General features: G+C 49.4%; 16 protein-coding genes. 11 read left to right on the top strand and 5 right to left on the bottom strand.

The genetic code is table 11. The features are described from left to right. Positions 1-29: 29 nt before the first annotated feature. From QL223_RS00935 to QL223_RS00925, 3 genes are all read right to left on the bottom strand, one after another. The gene (locus QL223_RS00935; RefSeq protein ID WP_281543577.1) at positions 30-1,622 is read right to left on the bottom strand and encodes a BCCT family transporter; all 1,593 of its coding nucleotides are present in this window, start codon (positions 1,620-1,622) and stop codon (positions 30-32) included. 371 nt (positions 1,623-1,993) lie between these two features. Beyond that, the gene (locus QL223_RS00930) at positions 1,994-2,533 is read right to left on the bottom strand and encodes an NAD(P)-binding domain-containing protein (RefSeq protein WP_281543576.1); all 540 of its coding nucleotides are present in this window, start codon (positions 2,531-2,533) and stop codon (positions 1,994-1,996) included. 191 nt (positions 2,534-2,724) lie between these two features. Continuing rightward, positions 2,725-3,126, bottom strand: a complete 402-nt coding sequence (locus tag QL223_RS00925; protein WP_002538331.1) for a DUF805 domain-containing protein — start codon at positions 3,124-3,126, stop codon at positions 2,725-2,727. A 194-nt stretch (positions 3,127-3,320) separates the two neighbouring features. Between QL223_RS00925 and QL223_RS00920 the strand changes: the two genes are divergently transcribed. From QL223_RS00920 to QL223_RS00895, 6 genes are all read left to right on the top strand, one after another. Then, positions 3,321-4,253: a DMT family transporter gene (locus QL223_RS00920; protein ID WP_002538330.1), complete on the top strand. Its 933-nt coding sequence runs from the start codon at positions 3,321-3,323 to the stop codon at positions 4,251-4,253. Positions 4,254-4,518: 265 nt separating this feature from the next. After that, complete coding sequence (locus QL223_RS00915) at positions 4,519-5,400, top strand: LysR family transcriptional regulator (RefSeq protein ID WP_281543575.1); 882 nt, start codon at positions 4,519-4,521, stop codon at positions 5,398-5,400. A 48-nt stretch (positions 5,401-5,448) separates the two neighbouring features. Then, the gene (gene arfB, locus QL223_RS00910; RefSeq protein ID WP_281543574.1) at positions 5,449-5,862 is read left to right on the top strand and encodes an alternative ribosome rescue aminoacyl-tRNA hydrolase ArfB; all 414 of its coding nucleotides are present in this window, start codon (positions 5,449-5,451) and stop codon (positions 5,860-5,862) included. 125 nt (positions 5,863-5,987) lie between these two features. Further along, a complete protein-coding gene (locus QL223_RS00905) occupies positions 5,988-6,422 on the top strand; it encodes a thioesterase family protein (RefSeq protein WP_002538325.1) in 435 nt (144 codons plus the stop codon). Beyond that, positions 6,419-7,048 carry an ABC transporter ATP-binding protein gene (locus tag QL223_RS00900; protein ID WP_281543573.1) on the top strand — a complete coding sequence of 210 codons (630 nt, stop codon included), beginning with the start codon at positions 6,419-6,421 and terminating at the stop codon, positions 7,046-7,048. Before QL223_RS00905 ends, QL223_RS00900 begins: the two co-directional genes overlap by 4 nt. Further along, positions 7,045-7,815 (top strand): ABC transporter permease, encoded by a 771-nt coding sequence (locus QL223_RS00895; RefSeq protein ID WP_281543572.1) that lies wholly within the window; start codon positions 7,045-7,047, stop codon positions 7,813-7,815. Before QL223_RS00900 ends, QL223_RS00895 begins: the two co-directional genes overlap by 4 nt. Positions 7,816-7,888: 73 nt before the next feature. On the opposite strand, the gene QL223_RS00890 is transcribed toward QL223_RS00895, so the two are convergent. Both QL223_RS00890 and QL223_RS00885 read right to left on the bottom strand, forming a co-directional pair. Beyond that, positions 7,889-9,037, bottom strand: coding sequence for a Na/Pi symporter (locus QL223_RS00890; RefSeq protein ID WP_002538322.1), 1,149 nt, complete (start codon positions 9,035-9,037; stop codon positions 7,889-7,891). A gap of 313 nt (positions 9,038-9,350) precedes the next feature. After that, positions 9,351-9,896: a glutathione peroxidase gene (locus tag QL223_RS00885; RefSeq protein WP_002538320.1), complete on the bottom strand. Its 546-nt coding sequence runs from the start codon at positions 9,894-9,896 to the stop codon at positions 9,351-9,353. 211 nt (positions 9,897-10,107) lie between these two features. On the opposite strand from QL223_RS00885, the gene QL223_RS00880 reads away from it, so the two are divergent. The 5 genes from QL223_RS00880 to QL223_RS00860 all read left to right on the top strand — a co-directional run bounded on the left by QL223_RS00880 (position 10,108) and on the right by QL223_RS00860 (position 15,121). Next, positions 10,108-10,452: a cupin domain-containing protein gene (locus QL223_RS00880; RefSeq protein WP_002538319.1), complete on the top strand. Its 345-nt coding sequence runs from the start codon at positions 10,108-10,110 to the stop codon at positions 10,450-10,452. A 398-nt stretch (positions 10,453-10,850) separates the two neighbouring features. Continuing rightward, on the top strand, positions 10,851-11,867 hold the full coding sequence (locus QL223_RS00875; RefSeq protein ID WP_239643966.1) for a TRAP transporter substrate-binding protein: 1,017 nt from the start codon (positions 10,851-10,853) through the stop codon (positions 11,865-11,867). 73 nt (positions 11,868-11,940) lie between these two features. Then, positions 11,941-12,549, top strand: a complete 609-nt coding sequence (locus tag QL223_RS00870) for a TRAP transporter small permease subunit (RefSeq protein ID WP_002538316.1) — start codon at positions 11,941-11,943, stop codon at positions 12,547-12,549. Next, positions 12,540-13,895 carry a TRAP transporter large permease subunit gene (locus QL223_RS00865; protein ID WP_281543571.1) on the top strand — a complete coding sequence of 452 codons (1,356 nt, stop codon included), beginning with the start codon at positions 12,540-12,542 and terminating at the stop codon, positions 13,893-13,895. The genes QL223_RS00870 and QL223_RS00865 overlap by 10 nt, the downstream gene beginning before the upstream one ends. A 65-nt stretch (positions 13,896-13,960) precedes the next feature. Then, positions 13,961-15,121, top strand: a complete 1,161-nt coding sequence (locus tag QL223_RS00860; protein ID WP_002538313.1) for an iron-containing alcohol dehydrogenase — start codon at positions 13,961-13,963, stop codon at positions 15,119-15,121. Positions 15,122-15,128: the final 7 nt, after the last annotated feature.

Below are 15,128 nucleotides of genomic sequence, written 5' to 3'. Positions count from 1 at the left end.
CAGGCGGGTTTCTTTTTCATTTATCGATATTATGCAAACTGCTTTCTTCGCAGCTCTCGCGAAAGCCCTATGTAAAGACTCACGCACATCACCAGCAGGAATACCGCAAACGGCAGACCGGTAGAGATAGTTGCCGCTTGGAGCGCACCTAAGCCGCCGCCCATTAGAAGGGCAATTGCCGCCAGGCCTTCGATGGTACACCAGAAGATACGCTGCGAAACCGGCGCATCAATCTTGCCACCCGCCGTGATCGTATCGATAACCAGTGAACCGGAATCTGACGAAGTCACGAAGAAGATGATGGTCAGCACCATGCCGAAGAAGCTGATCACTGCAGTGAACGGTAAAGCTTCAAACATCTTGTAGATAGAAAGCTCAGGCTGCCAGTTACCATTGGTAATCAGGTTAACCACACCCATGTAACCGCCATCCATTTGGTCCAGCGCGGTTGTACCAAAAGTGGTCATCCAGACAATACATACGATAGTTGGCGCAATCAGCACAGCCAAAATGAACTCACGAACGGTACGGCCGCGTGATACACGCGCGATGAACATACCAACGAATGGTGACCAGGATACCCACCACGCCCAGTAGAAAGTCGTCCAACCGTGGTAGAAGCCAGAATCTTCACGGCCCACCCAGTTAGACAACGCAGGCAACCAGCTGAGGTAATCAACCGTGTTGCTGACAATGCCCGAGAAGATAAGTGCCGTTGGACCCACCACCATCACGAATACCATCAGCATGGCTGCCATCACCATATTGATTTCACTTAAGCGCTTCACGCCGCCATCCATACCACGATATACCGATACGAGAGCAGCAATGGTGATGGCCAGAATCAGGATGGACTTGGTTTCAATGCCTGAATCGATACCGAACAGGTAGTTAAGGCCTGCAGCAATCTGGTTTGCGCCGATACCGAGGGACGTTGCCAAACCGAACAAGGTCGCCAATACCGCCATGATATCGATGATGTGTCCCCACAGACCCCAAACACGATCGCCAAGCAGCGGATAAAACGCTGAACGCAACGTTAGCGGGAGATCTTTGTTGTAGTGGAAGAATGCCAGTGCCAGACCGACAACGGCGTAGATTGCCCACGCATGGAAACCCCAGTGGAATATCGCAGCCGCAGTACCAATGCTTCGTGCGTCATCAGAACCCGCTTCTAACCCCAAAGGAGGTGTTAGAGTGTGGTTCATTGGCTCTAGCACACCGTAGAACATCAGGCCGATGCCTACGCCAGCCGAGAAGAGCATTGCGAACCATGCTGGGTACGAGTAATCCGGCGTTGCTTCTTCGCCACCCAATCGAATTTTTCCGACAGGTAGGATTGCCAGCACTAAACAGAAGATGAGAAAAAGGTTGGCTGAAATCACGAAGAACCAGTCGAAGGATTGGGTAATGGCGGGGCGAAGCCAACCGAAGAAGTCGGCTGCCTGGTCGCGGAATATCAGCACACCCAGCACAAATACCACCACCATGATAGCGGAGATAGGGAAGACGGGGTTATGGAAATCTAACCCCAGGAAGTTCACGTTGTCCTGACCTACCTGATAGTCCGTGTTGTATAGGTCGTCATCATTTTTGTTTACTGTTGTCGTAGGCTCTGTCATAGCATTACCTTTTGAAACGCCCTGCTTCATCTATGAAGGAGAACGGATAGAGAAAATTGCCATCTGGACATAAGACCAGAGGGCCTGAGGACAAGGTGTGTTGCTACTAGGTCGGTGTATGCTCACCGATCCAACAAATGCAGAACTAACACCCCTGTTAAGATGGGCTTAATTGAACAGGGAGAGAGTTAAAGCTCTCCAAAAACATTTTTTGGCGCGTGACCTTATTTATTCAACCTGCAAAAATGACTAATCGAACATTGGGGCAAAAGCGTAACATGGCCAGTTCCAAGACAAGCCACTCAATATAGAGAAAGAAAGCAAAAGCCGCCGTAATCTTCTTAGCTATATCGAGAAAAAAGGTCTCATCTTTAGCTATCTGGTAGCTTAAAAAATGAAGGGCTCGTCTTTGTTATCTCTGTCACTTTGCATCGCGAGACAAAGGTGCTGAGCAAATCCTGATAACGCTGCAGGATTGGCTGAGCACCTTCCAACGCCATACTAAGCTGGCCAGATTTCGCCAAAGACAAATCCCCACTAACAGGCGCATCCACCAAAACCAAATCCGGTGGGGCTTTTTCCCGAAGGGCGTCCCAACGGACATTCTGAAAAGGACTCAATTCAAACCAGATATCCAACCCTTCAGCATTGTGGAGAATGCCGTTCTCTCCCAGCCCTTCAGCCATCACATCTTCCGGCCCCGGCAACAGGCTGAACAAAATCGTACATCGCTCAGCAATAGAAGCGGTGTTGACCCCTTCTCTCGCACCCGAGGCTTTGAGCCTTGCCATTGCTTCCCGCTGAGTCGCATCAAACACATACAAGCGACAGCCGTGGGTTTGACACCAAGTCAAAATACGCTGAGCAACGGGCTCTCCCAATTTGCCCAACCCGATAAAGCCAATATCCATGAATGGCACCTTCATATCGGTGATTGTGGTTTATTAGCAGAAACCAGATTACCTAGGGTGATTTGCGGTATCGCGTACGTCGATTGAGCTGTTTGCGACATTGCAGAAAATGAAAAGATTGGGGAGAGAGAAACGTAGAAAACAAAAGCGCCTGCAGGATGCAGGCGCTTTGTCTATGAACAATCAATCGATTAACCGCTTAACGTACCGGTATTGGTTGTGTCAGTGCGTTCGCCCGACTTAGGGTCTGGACCAAAACGGTTGCTGCCTTTGGTGCCATCGAAGGCATTCAGCACCAGCAATGCAATCACACCAAACGGCAAGATACCAATCAATGCCCACCAGCCCACACGATCCGTGTCATGCAGACGACGCACTGTAACCGCCAATGTCGGAATAAATACCGCAATCGCATACACGGTTCCCGCCGTGCCAATACCGATATCAGGGTTAAATGTGCCCAATGCCTGATCCACAAATGCAAGAGCAAAAGTGAACAGCATGTTGAACGCCAAAAACATCCAATATTCTTTGCGGCGCGCGCGGCCTTTGAAGTTCGCGTATTGTTTCAACACGCCGATATACCAATTCATGGTTCTCTCCGAGTAACAAGCCAGCGGAAATAACTACCCTCTGGCAAAAAGATCAGCGCTTATTTTAACAAAATATCCAACCCATTGAACAACCTGACACAGTGAGTAAAGGCACATTGCTGACGCTGAGTTGTTGCATGTTGGTTAACAAGCTGACTAACTGAATGACTCAGAGGGATTTTGAGCACATGCACATGGCAAGTAATCAACAAAGCTCACCGCTGGCCTGGCTGCCTATTCTGCTCGCCGTTATCGCGACGATAAGTTGGGCTGGTAACATTACACTGGCAAAGCTGGTCAACGAATCCATTCCGCCAATTGGTCTCGCCTTCTGGCGCTGGACGGTTGCCTCGCTGGTTCTGGCTCCGTTTGTGTTGCGCCCAATGCGTGAACAATGGCCGTTGTTCAAAGCCAATGCATCGTTGATGGTGCTTTTGGCGCTCTTCGGTGTCGCGGGTTATAACACACTGGTATACATTGCATTGGAAAACACCCTATCGACCAACGTGGTGATCCTGCAATCTTCCTCACCGTTGTGGATTCTTTTGGTGCAGTTTCTGCTCTTTCGCCAACTCACGACCATAAAGCAGACTTTCGCTATTTCCGTGTCCGCCATTGGCGTGCTGCTCATTATCACCAAAGGTCAACTGGTGACTGATTTCTCTATCGGCAACAGTGAGCTTATCGCCCTGTTCGCAATTCTGGTTTGGGCGACCTATTCCGTACTGGTGCAAAAACTCCCTGAATCACTCAAGGGCTTACCTATGCTGGGTTACACCGTCTTTCTCGGCAACATGATGCTACTGCCGTTTTATCTTGGCGAATCGCTGTTGTTCGAACCCATGCCAATGACTAAGGAAAGTTTGGCTATCTCTCTCTACACCGGTATTTTCGCATCCGGTATCGCCTTTTTTTGTTGGAATGCAGCAGTACAGAGAATGGGAGCAGCAACCACTGGGCAATTCATGCATTTGATTCCGGTATTTGGGCTGATTTTTTCGATGCTATTTCTTGGTGAAAGGTTGGAGAGTTATCACTGGCTGGGAATAGGTTTTATCGTGACGGGTATCGTCGTTGCAAATCTCTCAGTCAACCGCAATCTAGTAGACACAAAAAAAGCGCCCTAGCAAAGGGCGTATCATTTATATGGATAGAAAAACTGAGAGTAAAAATTTACATGCTCTCAAACAACAATGCCGAGATGGGTTAGTAGTGGAGTCTCGGCATCGCAAAGAGAAACAAAGCAGAAGAATCTTGAATAAAGAGCTTGCGCCTTTTTGAAAACAAGGAAGTTTCCAAAAAAGTGGCGACAAGGATAAAGAACAAACTGAACCTTAAATAGAGGATATTTTAGGGATAGCTTGTTCGGAAAGTTCGAACAATAGGGATGTTATGAAACTGCAGTACCTGAAAGGACTCACGATATTCGCAACAGTGGCAGACCAAGGTAGCTTCTCTGCTGCTGCAAAACACCTACGTGTTAACCGCTCCGCTGTCAGTGAGCAAATACTAAAGCTGGAAACTTCTTTGGGTGTCCGCCTCATTCAAAGAACAACACGACAGTTGTCCCTGACGGTAGATGGGCATGCGCTATATCCGTCCGCAAAAGCCATCGCACAAGGATTGACAGAAGCGGAATCAAGTCTCAATCACAACAAACCGGAAGGAACCATAAGGATCACAGCACCCCATGACTTTGCTACAACCTGGCTTCTTCCAAAGATTTATATTTTCAAAAAGCTACACCCTCAAATACAGCTAGACTACATTCTCTCTTTCGACAAAATTGATATCGTCAAAGAAGGGATCGATCTGGCACTTCGCGTGTCCCACATTGAAGAAGAAGGCTACATAGCCAGGCCCTTGTTTCCGGATAAGATTGGCCTGTACTGTTCACCAGCACTCATCAACGAAATGGGTCAAACACCAACCATTGATAATATTTCTTCTTTTCCTTGGATACTTTATGGTGCTTTGGCACCTAATAATGTCATTCCTCTTTCCAATGGTTTTTGTAATATCTCGCTGCAACCTGAAATTTTTGACAAAACCAACTCACCGACTCTTATGAGGGAGATCATTCTTGATGGCAAGGCCGTCGGGTTTCAGCGAGAAAGGGCGATGGTCGAAAAAGTAAAAACAGGAGAAGTAGTTCATATTTTGCCTGAATGGTACGAGCGGGACATTTGCTGTCACCTGCTTTATCCATCCAGAAAGAATCTGTCTCTGAGAACGCGGCTTTTTATTGAGTATCTCTTGGAGTATGCAGAGTAACAGCGTTTCGCTATAGTATCGGGCTCTCTGCCAGTAAGTAATATATGTATGTTGTTTATTTCTCATAACGTTTCTATCCCTGACGACGAGATTGATATCTCGTATATCCGCGCGCAAGGTGCTGGCGGCCAAAACGTAAACAAAGTCTCCTCAGCTGTGCATCTTCGCTTTGATGTGCAGGCATCGTCGCTGCCAGAGTTCTATAAAGAACGTTTGCTGGCACTGAAAGACAGTCGCCTGACCAAAGACGGTGTCATCGTGATCAAAGCTCAGCAGTTCAGAACACAAGAGAAGAATCGTGAAGATGCACTGCAGCGTCTTCAGGAACTGATCAAAAGTGTCGCTATTGTGCAAAAAGCGCGCCGAGCTACCAAGCCGACCAAGTCTTCGCAAAGAAAGCGCGTGGATAGTAAAACCCAACGCGGGAAGACCAAATCACTTCGCGGCAAAGTCCAGTTCTGATCTTCTCTACTCCTTCTAACTCATTAGCCTAATGTCACATTACTCAGCCCATTCCTTACGTCAGGCTTGTTTGCACTGACGTCTTGTTGTGCAATCAAAGCACAACAAAAAAGGAGGACCACAAAGTGGCCAACGTAGACTTAAAGGAATACCCGCTCTCACAAACACAAGCCATCGTCTGGAACGACATGGACGCCCTGCAACACATCAACAACACCGTATATTTCCGCTACTTTGAGGATGTTCGCGTCGTCATGCTTGAAGAACTCAAAGTGTTCGACTTCGTCAAAAGCCACAACATTGGCCCTGTCGTCGCTTCAACACGGTGCGATTACCGTGCGCCACTGGTTTACCCAGATACTATCACCACGGTTTCCTGGGTAGAGAACATTCAGGAAAAGCGCTACACCATGAAATATGAGATCCACAGCCATAGCCAACAACGCTGTGTCGCAGAAGGAGAAGCGCTCATCGTGTATTGCGATTTCAACACGGGGAAAAGCTGCCCTATTCCCGCTGAAACGCTGGAAGGACTTCAAGCTTATGTGGGTGGTCAATGACCGCAAACTCCCTCACACTTTCCGCACTGCGCTCTGGCTTTGAAAGCCGGAGCGTATCTCCGCTGGATATCTCTCTCTCACATGGCCAACATCTGGTGATACACGGCCCTTCAGGCTGTGGCAAAAGCAGCCTGCTCAAAGTGATTTGTGGATTGTTGCCTGCTTCAGAAGGAAGTATTCAATGGGACTCAAAGAGCGTTACTCTGGAATCACTGTCCTGGTGGCGCACGCAGGTTAATTACCTGCCACAGGATCCGGTCATGGGTGGTGACACTATCGAAGCGGTGCTGATGCTGCCTTGGTCAATGCAGGCGGCCACACTGAGCAAGCCAGATCCCGCTAAATGCCATGAAGTGCTGAGATCGCTCTCGCTCCAGCATGCACTCAGCGCCGAGATTTCCTCACTCTCAGGTGGCGAAAAACAGCGCCTTGCCATCGCTCGCGCACTTCTATTGGAACGCCCAATCTGGCTAATGGATGAACCCACGTCAGCGCTAGATGGCAATAGCCGCGATATCGTGATGTCACTATTGAAGGCTAAAGACATTGTTGCAGTCTCGGTCTCCCACGACCCAGTTTGGATTGCAGCAGCAGATGTCGAATTTGATATGGGAGTCGCATCATGAATGGCGCGCTCGACATAAGCGCTTGGGCGCTGGCTGGCCTTTACTGTGTTTTTCTGATCCCACTACTGCTTTTTCAACGCTGGCGATTAGGGCTCAGCAAAAGCCTGATCACTTCTGTGGTAAGGATGACCTTGCAGCTCGCGCTGGTTGGCCTTTATCTTCAAACCCTGTTTAACTTTGCCAGCTTCTGGCTTAACACGGCTTGGCTTCTGGTGATGATACTGGTGGCAAGCTGGACTATCTGCAAACAATCCGACACACCATGGCGCAAAATGTTGCCCGCCGTGCTGAGCGGGCAATTGGTTTCCCTTGGCGTTGTGCTGCCACTGTTGATGGTCGGGGTGATTCAAACTTCTCCGTGGTGGCAGGCACAGTACCTAATCCCTGTGGCGGGGATGTTGCTCGGCAATATGCTGTCTGCCAATGTATTGGCGATTGAGCGTTTGCATTCCAGCATGAAACAGCGCCACGCGGAATATCAGTTTTATGTTGCCCTTGGCGCGAAAGAGCCGGGTAAGCCATTTCTGAAAGAAGCGTTTTCTGCCGCCCTGAGACCGCCATTGGCTGCCATGAGCACTTTAGGTATTGTCAGCCTACCCGGAATGATGACAGGGCAAATTCTGGGTGGTACAGAGCCTTTGCTGGCGGTGAAATATCAACTGGTGATTATGGTGGCCATTTTCATCACAGTCACTCTGTCAGTCGCCACCACGCTCAAACTGAGTAGTCTGCGACTCACTGATAGCTATGGAAGACTAAACCAATAGCCACATCGCAGAAAGCCAGAAAGCAAAAAGCACGACCAAATGGTCGGGCTTTCGTTATTCAGTAAGCCGTCGATTATGACACTGACAGTACCAAGCCTGGCAGCACAACAAACACTGCGGTCAGGTAGGCCACTACAGCCAGTTTGGTTTTCGCCGCGTAGTCGGCCAGTAGTTCTGCTGCTTTCAGCGGCAGTTCACGCAGGAACGGAATACCGAAGATAACCAGAATACCCAGCACGTTGAATGACAGGTGAACCAGTGCAATCTGCAGAGCGAATACTGCGTTGCCACCCGTTACCGCGGTTGCTGCCAGCAGTGCGGTAATACAAGTACCAATGTTCGCACCCAAGGTGAATGGATAAACCTGACGCACGCTCAGTACGTTAGTACCCACCAGTGGAACCACAAGGCTTGTCGTTGTTGAAGAAGACTGAACCAGAATGGTCACCAGCGTACCCGACGCGATGCTGTGAATTGGACCACGGCCGATTGCGCCGTTCAGTACTTCACGCGCTTTACCTACCATCAGTTTCTTCATCAGTTTGCCCATCACAGTGATAGAAACAACCACCAGAAGAATACCGAACAGAACCAGCGCTACACCGCCAAACGAACCAGGGAAGATTTCGAAGACTGACTTAGCACCACTCACAACCGGCTTAGTCAAAGGCTTGATGAAGTTCAGGCCTTTCAGGCTGAGGTTGTCAGCTTGCATCAGTGGGGATACCAGCCAAGCGGAGATTTTCGCCAGGAAGCCAGTCATCATTTCCAGAGGAAGGAAAATCGCTACCGCAAACAGGTTGAAGAAGTCGTGTACGGTGGCGCAAGCAAATGCGCGACGGAATTCATCTTTGCAGCGTGCGTGACCCAAACTCACCAGGGTGTTCGTAACCGTGGTACCGATGTTTGCGCCCATCACCATTGGGATTGCCATTGCAACTGGCAGACCACCAGCAACAAGACCAACGATAATCGCGGTGACTGTACTTGAAGATTGAATGAGAGCGGTACCGACGATACCAATCATCAAACCTGCAACAGGGTTAGAGGCAAACTCGAAAAGCTCTTTTGCCTGCTCACCTACAGCCCATTTGAAGCCACTGCCGATCATAGATACGGAAACCAGCAGAAGATACAACATACCAATGAGTGTTGCCCATTGCATTGCACGTTTTGGATTCGCGGACTGAGGTCCTTGTAGCGCATCAGACTGGATGCTCATAACTCACTTCCTGATAGTAATGATTTCAGTTCGAAGTGGATGCTATGAATTAAATATTACAGAAATATGAATCCAAGATTGCGACGGCACTTTTTTTACTCTTTTTGCGTTCAAAATATGACCAAACAGAAATTTCCCGAATGGCTAGCAGAAAAATCTTTCATGACAAGCCATAAAGATGTTTCGAACTGTTACTATTTCTCTCCACAATGTGACCGCAAAACAACGCCTATAAAGTCAGGCTTGCTGCCTTAACTTTCATCAATGGGAATTTACTTTACAAAGACCTAGATAGGCGGAATTTTCCTCCACACTATCTTTGGCTGATTTGGGATTCTACTAAAGCCATCAGTTTGGGCGACACTGGTGTCACTGAACTAGGAAACGTGGCAACCACTTCACCCTTTGCGCTGATAAGGTACTTGTAGAAATTCCATCTCGGTTCCACCCCTGCCTGCTTACTGATTTCTGCAAACACTGGGTTGGCGTTGCTTCCTTTTACAGGGCTTCTCGCCATCATCGGAAACGTCACGCCATAATCGAGGTAACAGACTTTCGCGGAACGCTCTTCGTTGCCTCTGTCTTGGTTAAAGTCATTGGACGGAAAACCAATCACACTGAAGCCTTCGTCTTTATATTTTTGATAGAGCACTTCTAATTGCTCAAACTGCGGCGTATATCCGCATTGACTAGCCGTGTTCACCACCAGCAAGGTTTTGCCTTTGAAGGTCTCGCAAAGGTCGACTGTCTCGTTAGAGTTAAGCTTTCGCTGCGAGCCGTTGAGAATATCTGGACAACTTTTTGCTATTGCTGGGGCGCTGAGAGCCAGCGTGATAACGGCAGTGGTGAGCATTTTCATTGGAAAACCTTTTGGAATGATTGGCGACAATTAGCATTACCCAAACCAGAGAAAAAAGATCAGATCATCGCGCCAGAACACAAAAATGCTTCCTTCTCTTGTTCCTTTCTCATTCTCATCGGAGCCTTCTCAAAGAACAGCCGCATTGATTTGGCTGCTACCCGGCTCAGAGATAACGTCGAAAAATACTCACAATGATAAGGACGTTCCCATGAGAATTTTGCTTGTTACCGCACTATTTCTGACCACCTTCTCTGGTTTTGCCGCAGAGAAAGGGAAAACAGAACACCTACTGGAAAACGACGCAGTGATGGCCGTGCGCCATACCTATCCGCCAGGTTCAGAATCTGGGATGCATGGACATGATTACCCTTACCGGGTCGTTTATGTTTTAGAAGGCGGCACTGCAGAACTTGTACCAGATGATGCGAGCAAACCAACCCGCACCATCGAATTTAAGGAAGGAATGACACTCTATGTACCTGCTGCCACTCACAATGTGAGGAATGTAGGAGCAACGCCAATTAGGCTGCTCGAAATTGAACTGAAACGCTAAGCCTAAAAAATCAGCGTCGGGATCATGTTTTACAGGCGCTGATACGTCTCACATTTAATAATCACTTTTCCAATAAACGACTTCTCTCCCTGTATTCACATCTACTAACTCGCCGGTTAACCCTATGTTTTTCATGGGTACTCAGTCCGTTTTTCTCACTATCAAGTCACAAAGCATACAAACGAGTCACAAGTAAAATATATCGATTCATTTTGTATCAATATAACCAGATGCTTGCCAATTCCATAAAGTTAATAAAATGATAAATAATGTATCGTTTTAATTAAAAACAGGACGAGGTTGCCCAGATGGGGTGGCCAACAATGAGGACCAAGGCAATGAGAAGTAATTGGTTAAAGGGAAGAAAAACATGGACTGCTGTGCTTTTAGGTGCAGCTATGGCGTCAGTCGTTGCGACACCAGCATTGGCCCAGGAAAAGATTCGCTGGAAAGTTCAGGCAGTATTTGGCACCCACTTACCCGCACTGGGCGACCCCATTACTCAGGTCGCAGAACAGGTGGATAAAGCCACTGATGGCAATATCAAATTCAAAATCTATGAACCAGGCAAACTGGTCCCGCCTTTTGGTATTACTGAGGCCATCAAAAACAAGCAGATAGATGCCGGCTACACCTGGTTAGGTTACGACCAAGGCAAAATCCCCGCTGCCGCTTTATTTGCCGCGGTGCCTTTTGGCATGGAGCCATGGGAATACGCGACTTGGTGGTACGAGGGTGAAGGCAAGCAGTTAGCTGAAGAACTCTACGGTAAACACGGTGTTCATCCTGTGCTGTGTAGCGTGATCGGTCCAGAAACGGCGGGCTGGTTTACCAAAGAGATGAACTCACTCGACGATTTCAAAGGGCTCAAAATCCGCTTCGCAGGTATTGGCGGTAAAGTCCTGCAAAAAGCGGGCGCTTCTGTCACTGTTCTGCCAGGTGGCGAGATATTCCCGGCGCTGGAAAAAGGCGCGATTGATGCATCTGAGTTCTCCATGCCTGCTATCGATAGCTTGATGGGCTTCGACAAAATCGCCAAGAACAATTATTTCCCCGGTTGGCACCAGACCTTCACAGCCTCCCACCTCGTGATTAACAAGGATGTCTGGAATGCACTGGATGAATCCACGAAAGCCACCATCGACATGGCATGCACCGCAGGCACATTCCGTGCCCTCACCCGCGGTGAGTCGCTGCAAGGTGAAGTGCTCGCGGGCTTTGAAGAAAAAGGGGTTACAGCCCGCACCCTCAACCCCGAACTGCTGCAATCCCTGCATTCGCTTTCCACCGAAGTGATGCAGGAAATTGCAGATTCAGATCCTGACTTCAAACGCATCTACGCTTCCCAACAGAAGTTCCTCGGCAACTACAAACTCTGGAAACAGATGGCTTACCTGCCAAGGGATTTCGAGTAATTCATCAACTGGGATGACCTAACCGCTCCCCCGCCACATGCGCTGGGGAGCCCCTTTTGGGCAAGGATGCGCTATGCAAAACAATAATCAAAGCTCTGCCTCACAAGACACCGAAGCACTGCCAGAAACCCGACTCTCGCGCGCGCTTGATGGCTTCTTACTTCGCCTGGGTAACGCATTTTCCTGGGTATGGGTGGTGCTTATGTTGGTCATTATTATCAATGTGGCGATGCGCTACCTACTGGGTGAAGGCCGCATCGAATTTGAAGAACTGCAGTGGCACCTTTACGCACTTGGCTGGTTGGTTGGCCTCTCATATTGCATGGTCACCGACAGCCATGTCCGGGTTGATTTGCTGCGCGAGCGCTTTTCACTCAGAACCCAAGCCAAAATCGAACTGCTTGGCCTCATCATTCTGCTGATGCCATTTCTGGTGCTGGTGTTCTGGTATGCGATTCCCTTCTTTCTTTACTCATGGGAGCTCGGCGAAGTCTCTACCGCACCGGGTGGATTGCCTTATCGATGGGCGATGAAAGCAGTCTTGCTCCTTGCTTTCGGGCTGCTTGCGTTCGCCACCCTATCCAAAGTCAGCCGCATCTGCGCTTTGCTGTTTTCCAATAGTTCTAACACACCCAAAGCTGATGTTGACAATGAGCGAGAGGAGTCATCGTCATGGAAGTGAATGAAATTCTCGTCCTCATCATGTTCGGGATGTTTATCCTGCTGCTGTTTACCGGCTTCCCGGTCGCTTGGGTGCTTTGCGGCATCTCATTGGTATTCGTGCCTGTCGCCATGTTGGCAGATGAATGGTTCGATGCCTTTATCGGAATCGACTGGAATTACGCCTCACTGGTCGTCCCAAGAATGTGGGACATCATGACCAACTGGGTATTGGTCGCCCTGCCCATGTTCATTTTTATGGGCCTGATGCTGGACAGATCCGGGACAGCCGAAGATCTAATGGGCAATCTGGTGCGTCTTTTTGGTCGCGTACGAGGTGGACTGGCAGTCACAGTTACCTTTGTCGGGCTCTTGCTTGCAGCGTCCACCGGGATCATCGGCGCATCTGTCGTATTGCTGGCAGTGCTGGGAATGCCAATGATGATGCGTGATGGCTACAGCAAGGAGTTGGCCTGTGGCACAGTCGCATCAACCGGCACGCTCGGGATTTTGGTTCCCCCCAGCATAATGCTGGTGATGATGGGCGATCGCATTGGCGTATCTGTTGGCGATCTGTTCCTTGGCGCAGTGTTTCCCGGGCTAATGCTCGCGGGCTTTTACGTTACCTACATTCTTTCTCTGGGTTACCTCCGTGCTGATATCGCACCAGTATCCAAAGACGCCGAGCCTATCAGCCTGAAAGTCATTTTCAGTGCGCTAAGTGCAGCCTTGCCGACTGCTGCGCTTATCATTGCAGTGCTTGGCTCTATCTTTATGGGTATTGCGACACCAACAGAAGCCTCCGGTGTTGGCGCGTTGGGAGCAACGATTTTGGCCTTCGCCCGTGGAAAGCTGACGCTCGAGGTTGTCCGCGAAGTGGGTAGGGAAACCACCAAAACCACGGCATTTATCTTTGCGTTGATTATCTGTGCGACCGCGTTTTCTCTGATCCTACGCGGATTGGGTGGTGATGAACTGATAGAGAAAGCTCTTACCAGTCTGCCGTTCGAACCCAGCGGCATCGTCATTGCCATTCTGGTCGTGACTTTTATTCTCGGCTTCTTCCTCGACTGGATTGAACTCACCCTCATCATTTTGCCTTTGGTGGCACCGGTGGTCAGTGCGTTGGGCTTTGATCTGGTGTGGTTCGCGGTGCTGTTTGCGGTTTGCCTGCAAACGTCTTTTCTGACGCCGCCTGTCGGCTTCGCCCTTTTCTACCTAAAAGGCGTTGTGCCTAAAGGTATTCACCTCATCCATATCTATCGTGGTGTGGTGCCTTTCATTCTGTTGCAGCTACTCGGTCTCGCGATCGTGTTTTGGATGCCATCCATCGTGACCTGGCTACCCAAGGTGGTCTATTCGCCCTGATTTATCGCTTTTACCCAAGAAAGTTATTTGTGACTGGTTCACATATTGATTCACAAGGAGTCGTTATGTCTCATTCGATTATTCTTCCGCGCCTGATGGAAATTGGCGACGGTGCATTACAAAAGCTACCGGATATGATGCGTGCGCTTGGCTGCCATCGTCCCATCATCATTACTGATAAAACCATGGTAACACTGGGACAGGCCGCGAAAGTGGAAAGTCTGCTGCAACAGAAAGAGATTCAATCCACGGTCTTTGATGACACCATTCCTGAACCCACTGATGCTTCCATCGCGGCAGGTGTTAACGCCATCAGCACTGGAAACTATGATTGCCTCATTGCATTGGGTGGCGGCAGCGTGATTGACAGTGCCAAAGCCATGGCTGTATTGGCTGGTTCTGGGGGTGAAATGCGTGATTACCGTTTCCCACGCATTGTGTCAGAAACGGCATTACCACTGGTGGCGATCCCAACCACGGCCGGAACTGGGTCAGAAGTCACTCGTTTCACCATCATCACGGATGCAGAGAACGATGAGAAAATGCTCTGCGTCGGCCCCTCATTTATGCCGACCGCAGCGTTGGTGGATGCCGAGCTTACCCATACCTTGCCCACGCGAATGACCGCAGATACAGGCATTGATGCTCTGACCCACGCGATCGAGTCTTACGTTAGCCGAAAAGGCAATGCTTTCAGCGACTACCACGCCAGAGAAGCGATGCGCTTAATTGCGCCTAATCTCCGGCGCGCTTGCCAGAACGGTAATGACTTTCAGGCGCGAGCTGACATGATGCTGGGCGCAACCCTAGCAGGCATCGCCTTTTCAAATGCCTCAGTAGCTTTAGTGCATGGTATGAGCCGTCCCATTGGTGCGTTATTCCATGTGCCCCACGGCCTTTCAAACGCCATGTTGCTGCCTTCTGTCACCGCTTTTTCTTTACCCGCAGCGCCAGAGCGCTACGCCGATTGTGCAAAAGCCATGGGCGTTGCTGACCCACAGGATGACACTGACTTTGCATGTCAAAAATTGCTCGACGAGTTGCACGCACTCAACCGCGACTTGGATGTACCAACGCCAGAAGGCTTTGGCATCGACAGAACCGCCTTTTTTACCAGCATGGACACCATGGCTAAGCAGGCGATGGCGTCAGGTTCACCCGCCAACAACCCGAGATTACCTAGCCATAAAGAGATGGTCGATATTTACAGCCAGCTTTGGCAGTAAGCCCAAG

The organism is Grimontia sp. SpTr1 (assembly GCF_947387585.1).
GTDB lineage: Bacteria > Pseudomonadota > Gammaproteobacteria > Enterobacterales > Vibrionaceae > Enterovibrio > Enterovibrio indicus.
Note: the sequence above shows the minus strand (reverse complement) of the source record. Positions and strands in the feature narration are given on the sequence as shown.